The sequence below is a fragment of the Arcobacter vandammei genome (assembly GCF_016106035.1).
GTDB lineage: Bacteria > Campylobacterota > Campylobacteria > Campylobacterales > Arcobacteraceae > Aliarcobacter > Aliarcobacter vandammei.
Window position 1 is genome coordinate 40,715 of sequence record NZ_JADKPZ010000004.1, and the last position, 21,062, is coordinate 61,776.

Here is a 21,062-nt window from a genome sequence, read left to right on the forward strand (position 1 = left end):
ATGGCAAAAAAAAAGATAAAGAAGAGAAAGATACAGTCTTTTCTTCTTTATCTTTATACTTAATTGTAATTAGATTAATTAAACAAGTAGCCTTGAAACTATTTGTTGATTTATATAACTTGCTTGTGCTTGTCCAAAAGCTCCCATTTTTGCCAAAAGATTCTCTTTTGAAAAGTTTGAAGACTCTTTTGCATAATCTGTGTCAAACATTGAAGCGGCATTTAAAGTATTTGTTCTTTGAGTCATCAAATTTCTTCCAGAACTCTCTAATTGATTTTGAGCAGCTCCTATTTCACCTCTAACACTACTTAGACTATCAATAGATTTATCAACTGTATCCAAAAAATCTCTTGCTGTTTGTGATGTAAATGTAGAAGCATCTTGATTTACTAAGCCACTAAGTCCATATCCAGAACTATTTGAAGTAATTGAAGAAATTTCAATAATATTTTCACCTTTTAAACCAGATTGATACTGTTGCAATTCTGAAGCAGAATTATCACTTGAGCTTTTTTGAAGTAAAGTTTGACCATTATAATTTGTGTTACTTGCAATTTTATCAAACTGCTCTAGTTGAGATTTTATATCTTTTAAAATATTATCTCTTCCCTCTTGACTTGTTGTATCACTAGAAGCTTGAAGTAGTTTCTCTTTTATATTATCTAGTATTTTTGATTGTTCATTTGTTGCACTTGAAGCTATCTGAGTAGCAGCAATTGCTGAATTTGTATTTTCAATTGCTTGAGAGTAACCATTTGACTGAGATAATAAATTATTTGCTATTGCTAAACTTGCAGCATTATCACTTGATTTATTTAGCTCTATACCTGTAGCTATTTTATTTAATGCTTGATTTGCATTTAAATATGGATTTTGATTTAAGGCTGAGTTATAATTTATCTGCATTTGAAACTCCTTAATATTATTAACTTCATTCTATTACTTCTAAGATTAAAATATTATAAACTTTTAAGGCTTTTTTTCTCTATTTATAAAAATTATTTTGTTATAATCAAATAAAATCTTAAAGGAAGAAAAATGCAATATATTGAAATTTCAAACAAAAGTGTTCAAGAAGTTGTAGATAGTATAAAAGAGATAGCACCAAAATATAGCTTTGGGGTTCAACACATTCACAATATTAAAGAGACTTTAAAATCAAAAGGAAAAGAGATAAATGAAGATTGTCAAGTAATAGATATTTGCAATCCAAATGTAGCTGAAAGTTTTCTAAGTGAAGATATTAGCTTATCTTGTATTATGCCTTGCAAAATAGCTGTTTACACTCAAGATGGTGAAACAAATATAGCTTTAAACTCTTTAGTTCAACTAGTTGATGATATAAATCCAGAACTTATGGATATTGCTCAAACTACTCAAGATGAGCTTTTAAAAATCATTGAAGAAGCGAAATAGTGCTAACTCAAATCGAAACAAACACTATTTCATCTATGATACAGCTCTCTATTGCACCTGTATTTTTACTTGCAGGTGTAGGAGCTTTGTTAAATGTATTTACAGGAAGATTAGTAAGAATTATTGATAAAATTGATAAATTAGATAAATATGAGTATGAAAATTCAGCCCTTATGGAAGATAAAAATATTCAACAAATAGTAAAAAAAAGAAGAGAACATCTAGTATCAAGAATGAGAAATACAAATAGAGCAATACTTTTTGGCACAATCACAGGGCTTTTAATATCTCTTGTAATTATTACAATTTTTTTAAGCTCATTATTTCACTTTGAACATAGTATTTTAATAGCAACTTTTTTTATTTTATCTATATCTAGTCTAATTGTATCTTTTATTCTGTTTGTAAGAGAGCTTTTTTATACAACAAAATTTATTAAAGACAAAGAGAGTTATATTCCTTAACTCTCTTATTTCCCTTCAAACTCTTTTTGTTCTACTTGAACTATAATTTCATTTGAAATTTTCAAAGTCTCTTGTGCTATATCATTTGCAACACCTGCATTTTGAGCATTTTTTTGTGTTATTTGGTCAAGATTATTAACAGCATCATTTATTTGAACCATTCCAGCGGATTGCTCTTTACTAGCTACTGTTACATTTTGGATTAGCTCTATTGTTGTAGATATATTCTCATTTAAAGTTGAATATCCTTCTATCATATCATTAGCAATTTGGCTTCCCTCTTTTGTTTTGCTTGTTGCTAATTCAACTATTCTTTTTATCTCATTTGCTGCATCAGCACTTCTACTTGCTAAGTTTCGCACCTCTCCAGCAACAACAGCAAAACCTTTTCCAGCTTCTCCAGCTGTTGCTGCTTCAACTGCTGCATTTAAAGAAAGAATATTTGTTTGAAATGCAATTTGATCAATTACACCAATAGCCTCACTAATAGCTAAAGCTTGTTTATTTATCTCTTCCATAGCAACAACAGTTTTATTTGCTAAATCTTGCCCTACTTTGATTGACTCTTTTACTTTTTCACCATAATTTGCCATTTTTGATGTAGTTTGAGTATTGTTTGTAATATTACTTGTAATCTCTTCTAAAGAAGCTGCTGTCTCTTCTAAAGAGGCTGCTTGAGAGTTTGCAGCAGTTGAAATATTTTGCATATTTTCACTCAAAGTTAAGGCATTTTTACTTAAAGTTAGTCCAATATTTTTGTTTTCAACAAGCATCTTAGTAATAACATCTCTTAAGACATTTATATCTTCTTCTAACTCTTTTACAATTCCCTCTAAATTATTATCTTTTAATTTTGGTCTAAAATCAAGTTTTGAGTAAGAGTTTAAAACTTTTAAAATATTAGAAATATTAGTATTCAAAGTATTTAACATCTCGTTTATAATATCTTTCAACTCATTTAATGCAGGATTATTTGAATTTGCTTCAATTTTTACATTTAAATAACCTTGATTTATCTGATTCGCAACTCTTATAGTATCAGCAATTAAAGCTCTATCTTTTTGTATATTTGCTTTTGTATTTTTGATATTTTTATTTATAGTTTCAGCCATTTTTCCTAATTCATCTTTTGAATTAATATTAATCAATTTAATATCATCTTTTTGGAAATTAATAAATGCAAAAAAGTCTTCAACTCCTGCTTTTACACTAGCAACATCAATCAAAATTGTAAATGCAATAGTTCTTGATAAAATCATTGTAATTACTATACCAAAAATACTTAAAAGACCAAAAACTATCATATCTCTATTTGCAACATTTAGCTCTTTTTCTATCTCTTGCATTAAATGACTTGAAACAAAATCTTCAACTTTTTTTAGTAAATCTATTTTTAAAGTTATCTCTTTAAACCACACAGTAGAATCTACATTGAAATTTTCTTCCAAATTTTGATAAAGTGCAATTTTTCTCATATCTTCAACAGCCTCTACACTTTTTCCAACAACATTGTTATCATAAAACTCTGTTGATTCTTTTGTACTCACTTTAAAAAATTGATTTGTATATACATTTTGTTCAGCTACAACTGTATAAAACTTAGCTTTTAATCCTTCTGTAAATCTATTTTGTGCAAAAGTATTTGTTCCAACAGCTCTTTCAATTCCTGTTTGCTCTTTTGCAAGTAAAATACTCATATATGAGATTAACTCTTTTGAGATATTTGCACTATTTGAGATTTTTACAACAGAGCTTAAGATATTTAATAAATAAGCATTTGTAATAGTATAGTAATCAATAGCAACAGGTGCTTTTATAGAAAAACTATTTACATTTTTTCTAATATCTTCTAACTTATCCAAATTTTTTAAACTATTTTCTAAGTTACTTATAAAATCACTTCTATAATGGTCTTTTTCAAAAGTAGTTAAAAAATTATTTAAATCTTTTATTCTATCATCAACCAAAAGCCTTTGAGCTGGTAACTCTACTTTAAATCTCTCTCCTTTGCTTCCTATAAATCCTGCTGTCATACCTCTCTCTTTTTGAGTTTCATGCACTAAAGCACCAACTTTTGTAGATAAAACAACAACACTATCCAAATCTTTTAAGTTTTTAGAACTTAAATAAGAATCAAGAGATAATTTTGCAGCCAATAAAATAACCACAGTCAAAGGAATCATCATAATTAATATGAGCTTCTGCTTTATTGATAGTTTTGATAACATAATTTTTCCTAAATAAGATATTTAACTTTATATAATAACGAAATTCTAACAAATAAGAAAGCTTTTAATTTGCAAAAGTTTTGTAAAATAATTTTTAAAATTTATAAAAAAAGAAATATTATTATGAAATTAGACAAAGATTTTTTAGAACTTATCGAAAACAACGGCACTTTAACACAAAAACAGTTTGAAATTTTGGAAATACAAAAACAAGATGAAAAAAATTGGAAAAATATAGCTTTACAAAAAGATGTTACAAAAAATAACAAAAATCTATTAATGCTTTTAAAAAATATAGAAAATCCAGAGTTTGCCCAACAACTGGTGCTTAATTATCTTATGGTTTTAAATTACAATAATATAAATGCAAAAGTTTATACACCAAAAAACATTAATAATAATGAAATAGAAGAAGATAAAGAGTTTTTACATATATATTGCGATGGTGCTTGTAGTGGAAACCCTGGATTTGCAGGAAGTGGATTAGCAATCTACTCAAACAAAAAAAATCCTGTTTTACTTTATGGTGCTTTTGTAGAAAATGGTACAAACAATATTGCAGAATTAAATGCACTTTATCAAGCACTATTAATTGCAAAGCAAAGTGGCTTTAAAGATACAATTTATATTTATAGCGATTCAAAATACTCAATAGATTGTATTAGCACTTGGGCATTTTCTTGGAAAAAAAATGGCTGGACAAAAAAAGGTGGAGAGATAAAAAATCTTGATTTAATAATAAAATCTCACGAACTATATTTAAGCCTTAAATCTAATTTGGTTTTAGAGTATGTAAAAGGTCATAGCGGTGTTGAAGGAAACGAATTAGCCGATAGAATGGCACTAACTGCTATAAAAGAGAAAAATGAAGAGTTCAATTTTTATAGATATGAAAAAGTTGAAGAAGTATTAAAAATAAAATCTTCTTAATATTTTTTTTATTATTTTTAGATATTATAATTTACTTAAAATTAGAGGGATGACTTATGTTAGAGAAAAAAGGAACTATTCTTTCTGTAAGAGAAGATTTAAAAGTTTTTGACTGTACCATTAGAGATGGTGGATTAGTAAATAATTTCCATTTTAGTGATGAATTTGTAAAAGCACACTATGAAATGTGTGTAAAATCTGGTGTTGATTATATGGAGATAGGGAAAAATGTATCTCCTACACTTATGAGTGAAGATGAATATGGAGCTTGGAATTTCTGTAAAGAGGAAGATATTAGAAGAATTGTAGGTGAAAATAACACAAATTTAAAAATTGCTGTTATGAGTGATATTGGAAGAAGTTTAAAAGAAGAACTAAGACCAAAGAGCGAAAGTGTTGTAGATATGATAAGAATTGCAACATATATTCACCAAATCCCAGCAGCAATTGAACTAATAGAAGATGCTCACAAAAAAGGTTATGAAACAACAGTAAATATTATGGCTATTTCAAAATCTTTTGATACAGAGCTAGATGAAGTTTTAGAACAACTTGCAAAAACTCCAGTTGATGTAATATATATTGCTGATAGTTTTGGCTCTTTTTATCCAGAGCAAATAAGAAATTTAACAGAAAAATATCTAAGTTTTGCAGAAAAATCTGGTAAAAAAGTAGGAATTCATGCTCACAATAATCTTCAATTAGCTTATGCAAATACTTTAGAAGCTATGATTTATGGTGCTAGTTTTCTTGATGTTACAGTTAGTGGGCTTGGGCGTGGTGCTGGAAATTGTCCATTAGAACTTCTTTTAGGATTTTTAAAGAACCCAAAATATAAACAAATGCCAGTTTTTGAATTTATTGAAAACTATATTGTTGATTTAGAGAAAAAACTTGATTGGGGTTATAGTATTCCTTATATGATAACAGGGCAACTAAACGAACACCCACGAGCTGCTATGAAAGCAAGAGATGAGCAAGATACAAAATATAGAGAGTTTTTCAAAAATCTATCTAATATGGAATAATATAAAGAGGTGGTTTTTAACTACCTCTTTATATTTTAGCTATCAAAAGATGCCTCTTGCACACTTAATAAATATGCCTTTACTCTCATCATATCTTCTGTTGGATATTGATTTTCTACATCACCTCTAGTTACTTTTACATAAAAATCTTTCGACTCTTTATTGTAACCAAAATTAATATTTGATATTAAAGTCTCATATTTAGCAGCAACTTTAGCTGGGTCAGGTTTTACACTTTCAATATCTTCACTTTTTTTAGACTTTGATAAAAGTGTTTGTTGAATCTGCTCTAAATCTGTTCTACTTTTAACAGATGCAGAATCTGAAGTAGATTTTACTTGTTGCATCTCTATATTTTTATTATCTTTATATTGATCTATTCTTGGAATCATTCCTATTTCCATTTTAGCCTCCTTTTAAAGTTTTGTTACTCTTATTATACTAAAATTAAATAATTTTTGTATTCATCTTTATTTGGATATAATCGAAATTATTTTAAATTTAAGGGCTAAAAAATGTCAAATACTTTTGATTATGAGAATTTAAAACTTTTTTATATAGGAAAACAGCAAGTAAATGGGGAAAAAATACCTCTTGTTTATCAAAATAAAGACTTATTAACACACGCAGCAATTATAGGAATGACAGGAAGTGGAAAAACAGGGCTTGGTATATCTTTACTTGAAGAAGCTGCAATTGATAATATTCCTTCTATTATTATTGACCCCAAAGGAGATATGACAAACTTACTTCTTACTTTTCCAAATTTAGAAGCTAGTGATTTTGAACCTTGGATAGAAGAACAAGAAGCAATAAATAGTGGAAAAACTATACAAGAGTTTGCACAAAGTCGTGCAAATCTATGGAGAAAAGGTTTAGAAGATGATTTTCAAGAGATTTCAAGAGTAGAAAAACTAAAAAATTCTGCTGATTTCACAATCTATACTCCTGGAAGTGATGCAGGTGTTCAAGTATCAATTCTTAGCTCTTTCAAAGCTCCTTCAAAAGAGGTTTTAGAAGACAATGAACTTTTAGTATCTCTAATAAATTCAACTGTAAGTTCTATTTTAGCCATTATAGATGAAAAAAATGATTCAAACTCAAAAGAGTCAATTTTACTATCTTCAATCTTTTTAAATCAATTTAAAGAGCAAAAAGATTTAAATATTGAAGATTTAATAAATCTAATAGTAACTCCGCCTTTTTCAAAAATTGGTGTTTTTGATTTGGAGACATTTTTCTCTCAAAGTGATAGATTAAAACTAGCCTTAAAATTAAATGGAATTATCGCAAATCCAGCATTTTCAACTTGGATAGAGGGAGAAACTCTTGATATTTCAAAACTTCTTTATGATGAACAAGGAAAAGCAAAAGTAAGTATTTTTTCAATTGCACATTTAAATGACACTCAAAGAATGTTTTTTGTAACTATTTTATTAAATCAAATGGTAGCTTGGATGAGAAGACAAGAGGGAACAACATCTCTAAAAGCCCTACTTTATATGGATGAAATTTTTGGATATTTTCCACCTTTAGGAAACCCTCCATCAAAACAACCAATGCTAACTCTTTTAAAACAAGCAAGAAGTTTTGGAATTGGAATTATACTTTCAACTCAAAACCCTGTTGATATAGATTACAAAGGTTTAGCAAATATTGGAACTTGGTTTTTAGGAAGACTTCAAACAAAACAAGATATTGATAGAGTAATAGACGGATTAACAAGCACAAATGGAACAATAAACAAAGCTCAAATAGCTTCTCTTTTATCAAATTTAGAAAAACGAAACTTTGTTTTAAACAATATAAATGAAGACGGAATAAAAGTATTTGAGACAAGATGGGCATTATCTTATCTAAAAGGTCCTATTCCAAAAGATGGAATAAAAAAATTAATGAGCGAAAAAAAATCTTATAAAAGTAGTGAAAATATAAGTTCGACAGAACAAACAAAAAATAGTTCACAAACTTCAAAAGGTGAAGCAAAACCAGTTTTATTAAGCAATATAAATGAACTTTATAACTATATTTCAAGAAACGATAGCTACTATATGCAACCTTATTTACTTTGCTCAAGTTCTGTTAGATTTATAAATACAAGCAAAGCTATTGATGTTGAAACAAGTGTTAAATACAAATTTTATCTTGATAAAAATATGAAAACTTTGGACTTCAATGAAAAAGAGGAGTTAAGTGAATTTAGATATGAAACAGAACAAAAAAACAACTCATTTTTCTATGAAGTTCCTAGTTTTATACAAAACCAAAGAGAGTTAAAACAAGTAGAAAAAGAGTTTATTGACTACATTTATAGAACAGCAAAACTAACTTTATACAAAGTTGATTCTTTAAGATTATCTTCAAAACAAGATGAAAATTTAGAAGACTTTAAACTAAGAATTCAAGATAGATTAAATGAAAAAATAGATTTAGAACTAGAAAAAATCAAAACAAGATATGCAAAAGATAGTGAAGCTTTAGAGCTTAAAATATCAAAACTATATGATAAATTGGACAAAGAAAAAAGAGAAGCAAATGCTTCAACAACAGATACGATTTTAAATATAGGAACTTCTATTTTAGGGGCATTTTTTGGGAAAGGAAGTGCTGCTTCAAATTTAGGAAAAGTAGCAAGTGGAGCAAGAGGTGCAAACAAAATCTTAAAAGAGAGAAATGATGTAAAAATGGTAGAAAATGATATAGAACTTTTAATCTCTCAAAAAGAGTCATTACAAGCTACACTTGAAAATGAAGTTTCAAAAATAAAAGAGCAAAACTCTATCTCAAGTTGTCAAATTGATGAGATTTTTATAAATCCAAGAATGGTTGATATTTTTAATGTAAAATTAGAACTTCTTTGGCAAGAGCAGTAATTTAGAATATTGATTTAATAAAAAATATATATTATAATATGGATTATAATATATATTTAAAATAGGAGAAAAATATGGTTTCTTATTCACAAAAAGAGATGGTAGGTATTACAGAACTTTCAAAATCACTAAGTGGCTTTATAGATAAAGTTTCATCAAAAGCCGTAGAAAAACTAGCAATTATAAAACACAATAAAGCAGAAGCAGTTATTATAAGTATAGATGAATACGAAAGAATGAAAGAGTTTCAAGACTATTTAGAAGATTTGGAAATTGCTAATATTATAAAAGAGAGAGTTCTTGATAAAAAAGAGCCTATAAAAACTATATCTTGGGAAGAGATGAAACAAAGACTAAGAGCAAGAGGAAAAAATGTATAAATTAGATTTATTAGATGAAGTTGAAAATGACTTAATGCAACTATCAGATGAAATTTTAAGTGAAGTTATAGATTATTTTGAAAAATATGAAATTGACCCTCTAAAATATAGCCAAAAACTTTTCAATAAAGGTGGCTTAAATCTTGAAGGTTATAGAAAAACTTATCTTGCAAATGCTACATATAGAATAGTTATAAAAGTTGAAAATAATATTGCAAAAATTGTAGAAGTTGTTGCTGTTGGAAAAAGAGAAAAGAATGAAGTTTATGAGGAAGCTTTCAAAAGAGTTTTAAAAAATATATAAATTTCAAAAACCCAATATTTCTTAAATTTATCCCTCTTTTCTTACAATATTTCCATTTTCAGATATTAAAATCGCTAAACTTTTTGTACTTTCAAATTGAGACAATATTATTAATAAAATCATCATTATAGGAATAGCCAAAAACATTCCAATCGTCCCCCACATAGCACCCCAAACAACCAAAGATAAAATTACAACAAATTGAGAAATATTCAAACTATTTCCCATAAGTCTTGGATAAATTACATTCCCTATTACAAATTGAATTACAACCAAAGCCATAAACAAAGAGAGAATTGAAGCAAAATCTGTCAATTGAATAATAGCAAATACTGTAGGAATTAAAACAGCAATAATAGTTCCAATTGTAGGTATAAAGTTTAAAATAAAAGCAATAAATCCCCATAAAACAGAGCCTTGTAATCCAAAATATTGACATATAACAAAAGTTAAAAAACCAGTTACTAAACTTACAATTGTTGTAATTAAAATATAAGTTCTAATACTTTGTGAAATAGAAGTTAAAATATTTTCTGCTTTTGCTTTATTCTCTTTTTTTGGAAAAAGTGCATTTAATTTTAAATTAAAAAATCTTTGGTCAATCAATAAAAAAAGAACATATAAAAAAATCTGCATCATATTGCTTAAAATTGAGCTAAAAGCCATAAATATTTTATTTAATAAAGAAGCCATATTAAACTCTTGAAAAAACTTCTCTAAAGGCTCTTTTAAATCAATTGAAGTAAGTGTTGAAATTTTCTCTATTACAATATTTATTTTTGAATCAAGTTGTGCAACAACAGAACCCAACTCCATCATACTTGAAGTTATAAAAGTCCCTATTTTTATCATTGAGTATATAATTATTATTAAAGATAAAGGAGTTGCTATAAAATCTAGCACTTTTTTGTTTATAAATGGAATTTTTTTAATCTGATTTGCAAAAGCATTTATCAAAAACCAGATAAAAAGTGCTATTGCAATAGGAGTTAAAACAGAACTTAAACTATTAAAAGTAAAAACAACCAAAAACATAAAAGCTAGGAAATAAAATGCCCTAGCAAAATGTATATCTGTATTTAAATTCTGCAAAAATTCTCCCTTAAACTGTCAAGATTTTACTATATTTCTTACTTTTTATCTTTGCAAACTCCTGCATATCAGTAACCTCATCCATTTCATCAACTATTTCAACACCTAAAAGTGTCTCCAAAGCATCTTCTAGTGTTACAACTCCACTTGTTTGCCCATAGCTATCTTGAACTATAAACAGATGAGTTTTTCTTCTTAAAAAAGAGTCTATTAAAACAGAAACAGATAAACCCTCAGAAACTTTATGGACAGGCACCATAATATCTTCTAATTTCTTATTTTTCTTTTTTTTCAATCTCTGTTCCAAAATAGTTTGACTAAATACAACACCCACAATATCATCTATTGTCTCATTATAAACAGGAATTCTTGAATATACATAAAGCTTATCAATCTCAACAGCTTCTTTAATAGTTATTTGACTATTTAGAGCAAAAACAACACTTCTAGGAGTCATAATATCTTCTGTTTTTATACTTTTTAATTTAAATAAATTCTCTATAAAATCACTCTCTTTTGCTTGAATAGTCCCCTCTTTTTCACTCAAAGTTACAAGTGCCATAATCTCATCTTTTGAAAAATTAGCCTCATCTTTTTTATTTTTTTGAATATAGTTTGTAATCTTTGTTCCAACCCAAATAAATGGATAAGTTATCTTAATTAAAAAAGAGATTATATAAGCTGTTGGCACTAAAAATCTTTTCCAGTAAAGTGCAGCATAAGTCTTTGGATAAATCTCAGTTATATATAAAACCAAAAGAGTCAAAATAAAAGCAACCAAACTTTGCCACTTTTCACCAAACACAATAGCAGCTTGAGCCCCAACTCCAGCAGCTCCCATTGTATGAGCGAATGTATTTAATGTCAATATAGAAGCAATAGATTTATCAATATCACCTTTCATATTTTGTACCAATTCAATACTTTTTTGACTATAGTTATTTTTGTCCATACTTTGAATATATGAAGGTGTAGAAGATAAAACAGTAGCTTCCAAAATTGAGCAAAGAGTCGAGAAAAACAGAGCTAAAAACAGATATAAAAACAGTAATGTCATTTTGTATTAATTCCTTAAGTATTTTTGTTCTATATAATTATATTCTAAAAAAATTTTAAAACTCCAAAGCATATCTTTTCTCTAAATTTGTATTTTTTAAAATACTATTTATAGATATGCCCTCAAGCCCATAAAAATCAAATAAATATGTATATAAATTTTCATTAAAAAGTTTGAAATATATCTCATTTACAAACTCTGTACAGTATAAAGTATCATTATCTAGCATAAAAGAGTAATCAAATTTTATTTTAGATTTTTCATATTCATCTAAAATTTTCTTCAAATCCTCTTCAACAAAGCTATTTTTTGCCCTATAAACTGCTATTCTTTTTGCATTTTTTGTGAATTCTTGAACATTTTGTATCTTCAAGTCATCACTTTTTTCATCAGCTTCCATATGGTAAATCAAGGTTTTATCATCTTTTTGTAAAACAATTCCAATATGAGAATAAGAAGATTCATCAATTTTAGAAAACATATCACTTAAAATATTTGACTCTTTTCTAAAAATAATATCTCCACTTTTCAATTCAACTAGATTTTTGATATTTTCACTACTCAAACTATCTCTATTTTTATCAAAAAACTTCTTAACTTCAAACGAAGCAAAAAATAGTAAAAATAAAAGAGCAATAAGCCTAATTTTCATTATTTTTTAATACTAACTTTCCATTGTTCATCTAATTTTTCAAGCTCAATAGTATTATTTGTTACACCATCTTTTGTCTTCTCTTCCACAATTACAGTTGCACTAACTTTATTATTCTCTTTTACATCAAGAACTTTAAAACTAATCATATCTTTAAAAATATCTTTCATACAAATAGACAATTCACTATCTTGTTTTAAATCTTTGCTAAAACATCCCATTGTAAAAGTAAGCCCCATTAATCTTTGTGTAGACTCTGTTGAATATTTTCTATATGTTGCAACATCTCCATTTTTTAAAGATTCATAAAATTTTGTAGTTGCTTCTTTTGGACTCTCTCCTCCACATCCTGCAAATAAAACAGCACTTGCAACTGCTAATATAGAAAATTTTAAATTCATTCTCATCTTTTACCTTTTTGTTTATTTATAGAACAATATCCAAAATTTACTTACAATAAAAATTTATCATATAAATAAAAGTAAGTTTTAATTATTTTTTTGATATTTTAAGCATTTATTTTATACGGAGACATAAATGTTAAACTACAAATTAGCAATTCCTATTTTATTATTAAATTCTTATCTTTTCTCTTCAAGCATAAACACAGAGCTAAAAAGCTCCTTGCAAAAAAGTGTAAATCCAGCTTTGATAAAAGCAGACAAACTAAAAAGTTACTATACAAATGATATAAAAACTTATTGGATAGATGAAAATGGTTTAAAAAATATCTCTTTAGAGTTTATAAACCTAGTAAAAAATGACCCAGTTTACAAACCAAATGTAAACAATCTATTCTCAATAAATGAATTAGAAACAAAAATAGAAAAACTAGACACTTCAAGCCAATCATACAAACAAGAGCTAATAAAAATCGAATTTATGCTCACAGAAATATATGATAAATATACAAATTTTCTATTAAAAGGCTCTATAAAATGGGATGAATTCCAAGAAAAACTAAAAGAGCTAAAACTAAAAGATATAAATGCCCATTGGGATAGAATTTATGTAAAAAAAGATAACAAAAAAGTTCTAAAAGAGGCAATAGAAAGCAATAATATCTCTCTTATCTCTGAAAACCTAGATACAAATTTTCCAAATAAAAAAGAGCTAGTAGATGCAATTTCTAGCTTAGAATCTATTATTGAAGCTGGTGATTATATTAAACTTCCAAAATTCAAAACTTTAAGAGTTGGAGATTATGGAGAAAATGTAAAAATCCTAAGAGATAGGCTATTTCAAAGCAACGACTTACAAAAAACTTGCCAAAATAGTGTAAATGTAGAAAACATAATCACAAACAATACTCAAACAAATCAAAACACTCTTCAAGAAGAAGAGCAAAAAGAAGAGAAAATCATAAAAGAGATTCCCTGTACAGAATACTTTGATGAAGATTTAAAAGAAGCTGTTATAAATTTCCAAAAACAACACGGACTTTTAGCAGATGGAATAGTTGGTGGCTCAACTCAAGCATTTTTAAACAAAAGTGCAAAAGAAAAAATCAAACAAATAAGATTAAATATAGAAAGAATGAGATGGTTACCAAGAGATTTTGGAGAAAAATATCTTCTTATAAATATTCCAGAATACAATCTTAAAATGATAGAAAACAAAGAGATAAAACTAGATATGTCCGTAATTGTAGGAGATGTAAAATTTCCAACTCCTATTTTTTCAGACAATATGTCTTATGTAGTTTTAAATCCAACGTGGAATATACCCTCAAGCATAGCAAAAAAAGAGCTTATCCCAAAACTTATGAAAGACCCAAATTATTTAATCTCTCAAGGAATAGATATATATGCAGGTTGGGATAGTGAAAATGCAAAAGTGGATACAAAAGATATTATAAACTCTATCATACTAGAAGACGGTGCATCTTTAGAATCATTTAGGATGGCACAAACTCCTGGAAGCAAAAACCCTCTAGGAAAAATGAAATTTATGTTCCCAAATAAACATGCTGTGTATCTTCACGACACACCAAACAAATACCTTTTTGCAAATGCAAGAAGAGCTTATTCTCACGGTTGTGTAAGATTATCAAAACCAAATGAGCTTTTATCTATGCTTTCACAAGACAATCAAAACATAGACCAAAACAAAGTTACAGAAATTCTAAAAGATACAAAAGAGAAATCAATAAGTTTAAACCAAAAACTACCAATTCATATAATCTACCTTACAACTTGGGTTGATAAAAATGGAGTTTTACAATTTAGAGAAGATATTTACAACTACGACAAAATCCAAAGAGGCTTAATCTTTTAAGCCTCAAAAAACTACTTTTTAAACTCCACTATATTTAAATTTTTAATAATATGCTTTATATCATTTACATCTAATTTATGACTATCTTCTAAAACTTTCATAAAAAATCTAACTTCAGCATTTGTAAAACCATCAGGCTCTTTCTCTTTTATAGATACTTCATCTTCACCACAAAGTCGAACTCTTTGAAGCTTCTCATTTGTCTCTTTTACATAATAAACTATATCTATTTCACTTTGATTTATCTTCTCCAAAGTTACAATCACCTTATCTTCTTTTACAATATAACAAAAATCACTAAACAACTCTTTAAAATCACTACTACTTATATAACCTATATATAATTTTGTATAAATATCAAAATACAAAGACATTTTAGGACTAGAAAAAAATCTCAAATCAACCTTAAATTTTGGATGTTTCCTAGAAGTATTTAAAATCCACTCTAAAGTCGGAAAATATGGAAATTTTTTATATCTTATATTATAAGCTTCAATAAATTTATCACTTTTTGGAGCTTCAAGTGTTTGAAGCTCATTTTTCACTCTTTTAGCAAAAATTATCTTCTCTATTAGCTCATTATCAAGCAAATCATCTGTTAGCCAAATACTTGCATATTCTGGGAAATTTTTAACTCCACTTGAACCTTTTGTCAAAACAATCAAAGCCTTAATCTCTAAGTTTGGAAAAATTATTTTTAAAAGTGCATATTTTTTTGCCAATCTTTTATTTAAACTAGCTGTTTTTTTAGATGTACTCATCTCCACAAAATACAAACTATCTTCTGTAAAAAATAGAGCATCAAACTCGCTAATATCTTTATATGCAGACTTATAAACTATTTGAGAACTTCTATCTATTAAAAGCCCACTTTTAATAAAATGATTCTCTTTTGCCTGATATGGACCTTTTAAAACAAAACTCTTTATCAAATCATTTTCCAAAGCATATTTTAAAAGTAGCTCATAAATGATATTTTCATAAATCTCTCCAACAAAACTGCTATAAGCAGTAATATAAGAAATCTCATCTTTTGAAATATTGTTTTTTACCAAAGCTCTTAAAGTCTTATTATCATAAGAGTAGTGAAGAAGATTCTCTTTAATATCTTCAATATCTAATTTTTTAATCTTATCTGTAATTTTAAACTGCATTTTCCAAATCTTTTTTCATAATTTCATTCATTATACTAAATCTTTTCAAAAATTAACACTTTTAAACCATTCTCATCGCTATTTGACACAAATTCCTTTGGATTTTCTACTCTTTTTACAAATCTAAACTCTTTTGCATATTCACTAAAAATCTCTTTTAAATACGAACTACTCAAAAAAGGATCATTCAAACAAGCCACAACCAAACTATTTTTTTGTGTAAATAAATCTAATCTCTTTACAATCTTAACATAATCATTTGTAGCAACAAAAGAGCCTTTTTGAAAAGAAGGAGGATCAATAATTACTATATCAAAAGGTGATAAACTTTTGATTTTTCCAAATGATTTCAAAATATTATGTGCAAGAAACTTCACATTTTTTGTATCCAAACCATTTATTTGATGATTTAACCTTCCAATACTTAGGCTATTTTTACCCATATCAATATTTACAACCCTAGAAGCCTCTCCAAAAACACAAGCCACAGAAAAAGCACAAGTATATGAAAAAAGGTTTAAAACACTTTTGTCTTTTGATATATTTTTCAAATACTCTCTTGTATTTTTCATATCAAAAAAAAGTCCAATATTTCTATTTTTAAAATCTATTTTATACTTCAAACCATTTTCAACTACAAAAAAATCATCAAAAACTTCACCAAAAACAACTTCAAAAAAATCGCTACTCTTATACTTTCTTTGCACAACAAAGCTTTTAAAACCCCTATTTCTTGCCAACTCTTCCAAAGCTTTTAAAAGTTTATTCTCTATCTCATTTTCTTCATACAAAGTTGCAAATAAAACAAAATCCAAACTATCTATACATAAATATGAGAAATTTTCATAAAAATTCCCCCTACCATGAAACACTCTTTTTGCTTCGCAACTCTTAGAAAGTAAAGCACTTTCTACTATATTTATTAATTTTTCTATATTCATAACTCCATTTTAACACATTTATAGTTTAATTAATACCCCAAAAAATAGCATTTATATAGCAATAATTAAATCTAGCCTTAAATTAACCAAAAATTAACCGAAAATAACCCACTTTAAGAAAACTTTAATTTTTTCTCATATAAAATGCCTCCAACGGTGGACCAAACTATTATACATTTTGGTTAATCGATTAAAATTTCGAAATTTTAGGAGAAAACACATGAGAAAAATCTCAAAATTAAGTTTAGTAGCAGCTGTTGCAGTTGCTGGTTTTAGTACTGCTAATGCTCAACCATTAGAAGAAGCAATCAAAAATGTAGAAGTATCTGGATCAGTAGTTTACAGATATGATAACTTTGATGATGAAAAAGGTTCAAGAACTGAAATGAACAGATATAAAATCGGTTTAAATCTTTCTTCAAAAGTAAATGATTATGTTAAATTTAATTCAAGATTTATCGTAGGTGATAAACACAATATGGGATGGGCTTCAGCAAATGGTTCAGGTTCAGGTCTAAGTGCTAAAAAAGATGGTATCGGTGATGGTTCAGCAGATGTTAACTTATCACAAGCATACTTTGGTTTAACAGCTATTCCAAATACTGTTGTAAATATTGGTAAACAAGGTTTAGCTACTCCATATACAGTTGCAGTTGATATTAATGGAAATGAGCAATCAGGAACAGGTATCTTAGCTCTTACAACTATTGATGCAATAACTTTAGGTGCTGGATACTTTAACTCAACAAATATAGATAAATCAGGGGAAGGTGCTTCTGTTGGAAATGGAATATATACTACTAAAACTACAGTTATAGGTCAAGATAGACTTGGTTACGATGTTACTACTTCTACAACTACTGAAGGTAAAGTTATTAAAGGTGGTTCAGATGTATATGTTGCTACTATCCAAGGTGATTTAGATTTTGTTAAATTAGAAGCTTGGTATTTAGGTATGCAAGATACATTTAATTCATACACTTTAGCAGCTACTGGAAAAGTTGATTTAGCTGAAAATGCAAAATTAGATTTAGAAGCTAGATATGTAAACCTTAAATTAGATTCTGATACAGGTATTACTGGTGATGATAGAAAAAATGATATGTTTAGAGCAGCAGTTGCTGGTAAATTTGATATAGTTAATGCTAGAGTTGCATATACAAGAACAGGTAAACATGGTGGTTTAACTGCTGTTGATCAAGATGCAAAAAATGCTTCTCTTGGTTGGGCAATTAACTCTTTTGTTACAAAAGCTAACTATTGGCAACTTGCTTTAGGTGCTGATATTTTAGATAACTTAAACTTCACTTTAAATTATGGTGATTTAAGATCTAAAGAGAACTATGATAATACAAAAGAAAAAGAAATTTATGGACAATTAACATACAAAATGTCTAAAAACTTAAATACTTATTTAAGATATGGTAACTATACTGAAAAAGATTATGGTTCTGGTAATAAAAATATTGACCAAAATATGGGAAGATTACAAGTTGCTTATACATTCTAATTTGACTTCGGAACAGGGACTTTAGTCCCTGCTTTCTTCGGAACTGGGACTTTAGTCCCTGCTCTTCAAATTTAGAAAAGCAATTTTTTCTTTCGACTGGACAGCTTAGAGCGAAACCTTGTAAAACAAGTGTTGAGAAAAGTCCAGTTTCCAAGGTTGGGTTTATCCCAACCTTTTTTTTTGCTTAAAAACTATTGACACAGATAATTATCTGTGATATAATCTCACTTGAAATTGAGAGTTGGTTAGCGTAACCGTTTGCGTTAGTTTACCCAACGGAGGTTTAAAAACAGTCGCCCAGCTCCTTTTCTTCATTACTAAAAAAGCTTATAAACCAATATCCATTTTTGTCTTTACTAAGAATTACTATATATTTAATATCGTTCTTTATTTGAACATATCCTGTTTTATTATTAAAATCGTTATCTTTGATTTCATATTCCTCTAATTTTCTACCATGTTTTATAACATTCGCAATATTTAAAATGTCATTTGATGATACTCTTCCATCTTTTAAATTTATTTCATCATTTGGAACATAGTGCCTTTCAAGAATATGTTTAAAATCATTTTTTCTAATAAAATATTGTTCTTCATTTACTTCTAATTGAACAATACTTTTTCTTCCTATTACAAAATCATATACTGCTTGTTGATTTTTATTGAATTTGTAGCCTTTTTTATGGTTATTCACTCTTCTATCTGAAAGCTCTTTTTGAAGTTTTGAAAATAGTATGTTATATTCCAAACTGAACCTTTATAATTTATATTTTTTTGTATTTTATCTAATTATCTTTTTTTCGCTATGAAATTTCTATTTATAACAAAAAATATTTTTTTACTAAAAACAAGCTATCCATTTATTATTTTTTATTATTGTTTCGGAACAGGGACTTCAGTCCCTGCTCTTCAAATTTAGAAAAGCAATTTTTTCTTTCGACTGGACTAAAGTCCAGTTTCCAAAATAACTTCTGCCCTTGCCAATGATAATCTATTTTGAGTATAATAAATTTAAAATATTTATAAAGGAATAAAAATGGTTGTAACAATAGAAAATGTAGATAATAAGCTTTTAGATGTTATTAAAAGTATTATAAAACTTTCACCAAATGCAAATGTTACAATAGAAGATGAGCCCACAAAAGAGCTTTTGGAAGCTATAAAAGAAGTTGAAGATGGAAAGACAGAATCTTTTTATGATTTTGAAAGCTATAAAAAAGCTATGAATTCTTAATATGTTTGAAATAAGAACTTCTCTACAATTTAAAAAACAAAGGAAGAAACTAAATCAAAATGATAAAGATTTAGTAGATGAAGTTGTTTTTATTTTATCAAATAATCAAATTTTAGATAAAAAATATAAAGATCATCAATTAAAGGGTAACTTAAAAAAGTTTAGAGAGTGTCATATAAAACCTGATTTACTTTTAATATATTTAAAAGAAAATGATATTTTAGTTTTAACTTGTATTGGTATAGGTTCTCATAGTGATTTATTTAAAAAATAGATGAATTAAAACTTTCCTTTTAAAAGTACAAGAGACCGTTAAATATTCCGTGTCAAGCAAATTCTGATAGGAGAGAAATCCTATCACACCATAACTTAAAAATTTGATTAAATCTTAAGTTTATTATCTTTCGAAAAATATAGCAAATTGAGATAGAGTTAAACTCCAGTTTTGGGGAGTGTTAGAAATTCCACATCATAGTTTACTAATGAAAACTCCTGTAGAATATCTTATTGAAAATAACCCTTTGTGCCATATGTATTGGACGGATAAAATCTATTGACAAATGATTTATACTTTAGATATAATACAAAGACATTCACGGCGGAGCTTATTATCCGCCACTTTTATTTTATATAATCTTTCAAATCTTTATCAAAACAATCTAAAATATCATCTATAAAAATTTCAAATTTATCGGGGTCTATTCCTACAAGTGTTTTTCCTATTTTTGTAGATATTCTTGAAGTAGAGTTTGGATTTAGCTTATACAAATTTTCAAAGTATTGAAGAGATCATATTGATTTTGAACTTTTTGGCAGTATGTGTCAATACGGGTTTATTATGCGTTCCTACCGGTGCATACCCTTTGAGATTGTTTGGAAGACTTTGGCATGCAGTCTCATCACACCACCAAATATCGGCATTCTCTTTTTTTGCTTCTTTTTTTATTTTTGGATATTCATCTTCCAACCATTGTTGTGTGACAGTATCTTTCCTCTCGTAGGCTCTTTTTATAGGTTTCTTTGAAGTGAACTGCCATTTGGCAAGTAGTATCCTACTGTTGATATTGGCATATCTATAGAAAGCTCATGTTTGATGAGTGATTGTACAGCTTCTCTTGTCCATAATGCAAATTTAAATTTCAACTGCTGAGGAGTTGTATCTATAAGCATTCGAATGATTTTTACCTCTTCTTCATCCGATAGTGTTTTACCAACGTTCTTTGGTCTGCCCACATTTTTCACTTTAAAGATTTTTGCTCCATCTTTTTTATACTGCGTATAGTATGTTGAAATCGTTTGGGCAGACATACCTACTATCTCTGCAACCTCTTTACTAGAAATACCCCTTTCCCTCAGCCTCATTGCAATCTTTCGTTTCTCAGACAACTCTCGCGGTGTTAATTTTCTTGCATCTATTTTTTCCATGCATTATGATACTAAAATTCGTATTATTTATTGGTGGAGTAATAAAAATATATGAAGTTCAATACCTAAATACGAAAAATGGTATTTAATACAGTGA

23 protein-coding genes are annotated in these 21,062 nt (G+C 27.6%); 11 read left to right on the forward strand and 12 right to left on the reverse strand.

Going from position 1 to position 21,062, the window contains the following annotated elements:
• Positions 1-78: 78 nt before the first annotated feature.
• The gene (locus tag IQC44_RS03160) at positions 79-906 is read right to left on the reverse strand and encodes a flagellin N-terminal helical domain-containing protein (protein WP_198304758.1); all 828 of its coding nucleotides are present in this window, start codon (positions 904-906) and stop codon (positions 79-81) included.
• A 132-nt stretch (positions 907-1,038) separates the two neighbouring features.
• Between IQC44_RS03160 and IQC44_RS03165 the strand changes: the two genes are divergently transcribed.
• Positions 1,039-1,416, forward strand: coding sequence for a DUF302 domain-containing protein (locus IQC44_RS03165; RefSeq protein WP_198304759.1), 378 nt, complete (start codon positions 1,039-1,041; stop codon positions 1,414-1,416).
• A complete protein-coding gene (locus tag IQC44_RS03170; protein WP_198304760.1) occupies positions 1,416-1,880 on the forward strand; it encodes a DUF2721 domain-containing protein in 465 nt (154 codons plus the stop codon). The genes IQC44_RS03165 and IQC44_RS03170 overlap by 1 nt, the downstream gene beginning before the upstream one ends.
• Before the next feature lie 5 nt (positions 1,881-1,885).
• Here the strand turns inward: IQC44_RS03170 and IQC44_RS03175 are convergent, their stop codons facing one another.
• Positions 1,886-4,108, reverse strand: a complete 2,223-nt coding sequence (locus IQC44_RS03175; protein WP_198304761.1) for a methyl-accepting chemotaxis protein — start codon at positions 4,106-4,108, stop codon at positions 1,886-1,888.
• Positions 4,109-4,231: 123 nt separating this feature from the next.
• Between IQC44_RS03175 and IQC44_RS03180 the strand changes: the two genes are divergently transcribed.
• On the forward strand, positions 4,232-5,038 hold the full coding sequence (locus IQC44_RS03180) for a ribonuclease H family protein (RefSeq protein ID WP_198304762.1): 807 nt from the start codon (positions 4,232-4,234) through the stop codon (positions 5,036-5,038).
• Between the two features lie 56 nt (positions 5,039-5,094).
• Positions 5,095-6,066: an aldolase catalytic domain-containing protein gene (locus IQC44_RS03185; RefSeq protein WP_198304763.1), complete on the forward strand. Its 972-nt coding sequence runs from the start codon at positions 5,095-5,097 to the stop codon at positions 6,064-6,066.
• A gap of 35 nt (positions 6,067-6,101) precedes the next feature.
• Here the strand turns inward: IQC44_RS03185 and IQC44_RS03190 are convergent, their stop codons facing one another.
• Positions 6,102-6,470 (reverse strand): hypothetical protein, encoded by a 369-nt coding sequence (locus IQC44_RS03190; RefSeq protein WP_198304764.1) that lies wholly within the window; start codon positions 6,468-6,470, stop codon positions 6,102-6,104.
• A gap of 111 nt (positions 6,471-6,581) precedes the next feature.
• On the opposite strand from IQC44_RS03190, the gene IQC44_RS03195 reads away from it, so the two are divergent.
• The 3 genes from IQC44_RS03195 (at position 6,582) to IQC44_RS03205 (ending at position 9,623) form a co-directional block, all read left to right on the forward strand.
• The gene (locus tag IQC44_RS03195) at positions 6,582-8,939 is read left to right on the forward strand and encodes a helicase HerA domain-containing protein (RefSeq protein ID WP_198304765.1); all 2,358 of its coding nucleotides are present in this window, start codon (positions 6,582-6,584) and stop codon (positions 8,937-8,939) included.
• 74 nt (positions 8,940-9,013) lie between these two features.
• Complete coding sequence (locus IQC44_RS03200) at positions 9,014-9,319, forward strand: type II toxin-antitoxin system Phd/YefM family antitoxin (RefSeq protein ID WP_198304766.1); 306 nt, start codon at positions 9,014-9,016, stop codon at positions 9,317-9,319.
• Positions 9,312-9,623, forward strand: a complete 312-nt coding sequence (locus IQC44_RS03205; RefSeq protein ID WP_198304767.1) for a type II toxin-antitoxin system RelE family toxin — start codon at positions 9,312-9,314, stop codon at positions 9,621-9,623. The genes IQC44_RS03200 and IQC44_RS03205 overlap by 8 nt, the downstream gene beginning before the upstream one ends.
• Before the next feature lie 27 nt (positions 9,624-9,650).
• Here the strand turns inward: IQC44_RS03205 and IQC44_RS03210 are convergent, their stop codons facing one another.
• From IQC44_RS03210 to IQC44_RS03225, 4 genes are read right to left on the reverse strand one after another with little or no spacing between them, the layout of a single operon-like run.
• Positions 9,651-10,715, reverse strand: a complete 1,065-nt coding sequence (locus tag IQC44_RS03210) for an AI-2E family transporter (RefSeq protein ID WP_198304768.1) — start codon at positions 10,713-10,715, stop codon at positions 9,651-9,653.
• 10 nt (positions 10,716-10,725) lie between these two features.
• Complete coding sequence (locus IQC44_RS03215) at positions 10,726-11,772, reverse strand: CNNM domain-containing protein (RefSeq protein ID WP_198304769.1); 1,047 nt, start codon at positions 11,770-11,772, stop codon at positions 10,726-10,728.
• A 55-nt stretch (positions 11,773-11,827) separates the two neighbouring features.
• Complete coding sequence (locus IQC44_RS03220; RefSeq protein WP_198304770.1) at positions 11,828-12,424, reverse strand: YiiX/YebB-like N1pC/P60 family cysteine hydrolase; 597 nt, start codon at positions 12,422-12,424, stop codon at positions 11,828-11,830.
• A complete protein-coding gene (locus IQC44_RS03225; protein ID WP_198304771.1) occupies positions 12,424-12,831 on the reverse strand; it encodes a DUF4878 domain-containing protein in 408 nt (135 codons plus the stop codon). Before IQC44_RS03225 ends, IQC44_RS03220 begins: the two co-directional genes overlap by 1 nt.
• A gap of 130 nt (positions 12,832-12,961) precedes the next feature.
• On the opposite strand from IQC44_RS03225, the gene IQC44_RS03230 reads away from it, so the two are divergent.
• Entirely contained in the window at positions 12,962-14,701 is a 1,740-nt protein-coding gene (locus tag IQC44_RS03230) for a L,D-transpeptidase family protein (RefSeq protein ID WP_198304772.1), read from the forward strand.
• Between the two features lie 11 nt (positions 14,702-14,712).
• Here the strand turns inward: IQC44_RS03230 and IQC44_RS03235 are convergent, their stop codons facing one another.
• Complete coding sequence (locus tag IQC44_RS03235) at positions 14,713-15,855, reverse strand: hypothetical protein (RefSeq protein WP_198304773.1); 1,143 nt, start codon at positions 15,853-15,855, stop codon at positions 14,713-14,715.
• A gap of 35 nt (positions 15,856-15,890) precedes the next feature.
• Positions 15,891-16,796: a class I SAM-dependent methyltransferase gene (locus IQC44_RS03240; RefSeq protein ID WP_198304774.1), complete on the reverse strand. Its 906-nt coding sequence runs from the start codon at positions 16,794-16,796 to the stop codon at positions 15,891-15,893.
• Positions 16,797-17,016: 220 nt separating this feature from the next.
• Between IQC44_RS03240 and IQC44_RS03245 the strand changes: the two genes are divergently transcribed.
• Positions 17,017-18,306 (forward strand): major outer membrane protein, encoded by a 1,290-nt coding sequence (locus IQC44_RS03245; RefSeq protein WP_198304775.1) that lies wholly within the window; start codon positions 17,017-17,019, stop codon positions 18,304-18,306.
• Between the two features lie 283 nt (positions 18,307-18,589).
• Here IQC44_RS03245 and IQC44_RS03250 read toward each other — a convergent pair whose 3' ends face one another.
• Positions 18,590-19,054 carry a hypothetical protein gene (locus IQC44_RS03250; RefSeq protein WP_198304776.1) on the reverse strand — a complete coding sequence of 155 codons (465 nt, stop codon included), beginning with the start codon at positions 19,052-19,054 and terminating at the stop codon, positions 18,590-18,592.
• Positions 19,055-19,342: 288 nt separating this feature from the next.
• Between IQC44_RS03250 and IQC44_RS03255 the strand changes: the two genes are divergently transcribed.
• Together IQC44_RS03255 and IQC44_RS03260 are read left to right on the forward strand one after the other, a co-directional pair.
• On the forward strand, positions 19,343-19,540 hold the full coding sequence (locus tag IQC44_RS03255; RefSeq protein WP_198304777.1) for a hypothetical protein: 198 nt from the start codon (positions 19,343-19,345) through the stop codon (positions 19,538-19,540).
• A gap of 1 nt (position 19,541) precedes the next feature.
• Complete coding sequence (locus tag IQC44_RS03260) at positions 19,542-19,814, forward strand: type II toxin-antitoxin system YafQ family toxin (protein WP_198304778.1); 273 nt, start codon at positions 19,542-19,544, stop codon at positions 19,812-19,814.
• A 347-nt stretch (positions 19,815-20,161) separates the two neighbouring features.
• On the opposite strand, the gene IQC44_RS03265 is transcribed toward IQC44_RS03260, so the two are convergent.
• Together IQC44_RS03265 and IQC44_RS03270 are read right to left on the reverse strand one after the other, a co-directional pair.
• Positions 20,162-20,308, reverse strand: a complete 147-nt coding sequence (locus tag IQC44_RS03265; protein ID WP_198304779.1) for a hypothetical protein — start codon at positions 20,306-20,308, stop codon at positions 20,162-20,164.
• 240 nt (positions 20,309-20,548) lie between these two features.
• Positions 20,549-20,965, reverse strand: coding sequence for a hypothetical protein (locus IQC44_RS03270; RefSeq protein WP_198304780.1), 417 nt, complete (start codon positions 20,963-20,965; stop codon positions 20,549-20,551).
• Positions 20,966-21,062 lie beyond the last annotated feature (97 nt).

Excerpts from the sequence above, each read along its gene's own strand:
- IQC44_RS03190 (WP_198304764.1), bottom strand. The coding sequence starts at position 6,470 with ATGGAAATAGGAATGATTCCAAGAATAGATCAATATAAAGATAATAAA.
- IQC44_RS03230 (WP_198304772.1), top strand. The coding sequence starts at position 12,962 with ATGTTAAACTACAAATTAGCAATTCCTATTTTATTATTAAATTCTTAT.
- IQC44_RS03180 (WP_198304762.1), top strand. The coding sequence starts at position 4,232 with ATGAAATTAGACAAAGATTTTTTAGAACTTATCGAAAACAACGGCACT.
- IQC44_RS03205 (WP_198304767.1), top strand. The coding sequence starts at position 9,312 with ATGTATAAATTAGATTTATTAGATGAAGTTGAAAATGACTTAATGCAA.
- IQC44_RS03245 (WP_198304775.1), top strand. The coding sequence starts at position 17,017 with ATGAGAAAAATCTCAAAATTAAGTTTAGTAGCAGCTGTTGCAGTTGCT.
- IQC44_RS03175 (WP_198304761.1), bottom strand. The coding sequence starts at position 4,108 with ATGTTATCAAAACTATCAATAAAGCAGAAGCTCATATTAATTATGATG.
- IQC44_RS03235 (WP_198304773.1), bottom strand. The coding sequence starts at position 15,855 with ATGCAGTTTAAAATTACAGATAAGATTAAAAAATTAGATATTGAAGAT.
- IQC44_RS03195 (WP_198304765.1), top strand. The coding sequence starts at position 6,582 with ATGTCAAATACTTTTGATTATGAGAATTTAAAACTTTTTTATATAGGA.
- IQC44_RS03220 (WP_198304770.1), bottom strand. The coding sequence starts at position 12,424 with ATGAAAATTAGGCTTATTGCTCTTTTATTTTTACTATTTTTTGCTTCG.
- IQC44_RS03240 (WP_198304774.1), bottom strand. The coding sequence starts at position 16,796 with ATGAATATAGAAAAATTAATAAATATAGTAGAAAGTGCTTTACTTTCT.
- IQC44_RS03255 (WP_198304777.1), top strand. The coding sequence starts at position 19,343 with ATGGTTGTAACAATAGAAAATGTAGATAATAAGCTTTTAGATGTTATT.
- IQC44_RS03260 (WP_198304778.1), top strand. The coding sequence starts at position 19,542 with ATGTTTGAAATAAGAACTTCTCTACAATTTAAAAAACAAAGGAAGAAA.
- IQC44_RS03270 (WP_198304780.1), bottom strand. The coding sequence starts at position 20,965 with ATGGAAAAAATAGATGCAAGAAAATTAACACCGCGAGAGTTGTCTGAG.
- IQC44_RS03200 (WP_198304766.1), top strand. The coding sequence starts at position 9,014 with ATGGTTTCTTATTCACAAAAAGAGATGGTAGGTATTACAGAACTTTCA.
- IQC44_RS03225 (WP_198304771.1), bottom strand. The coding sequence starts at position 12,831 with ATGAGAATGAATTTAAAATTTTCTATATTAGCAGTTGCAAGTGCTGTT.
- IQC44_RS03185 (WP_198304763.1), top strand. The coding sequence starts at position 5,095 with ATGTTAGAGAAAAAAGGAACTATTCTTTCTGTAAGAGAAGATTTAAAA.
- IQC44_RS03165 (WP_198304759.1), top strand. The coding sequence starts at position 1,039 with ATGCAATATATTGAAATTTCAAACAAAAGTGTTCAAGAAGTTGTAGAT.
- IQC44_RS03215 (WP_198304769.1), bottom strand. The coding sequence starts at position 11,772 with ATGACATTACTGTTTTTATATCTGTTTTTAGCTCTGTTTTTCTCGACT.
- IQC44_RS03160 (WP_198304758.1), bottom strand. The coding sequence starts at position 906 with ATGCAGATAAATTATAACTCAGCCTTAAATCAAAATCCATATTTAAAT.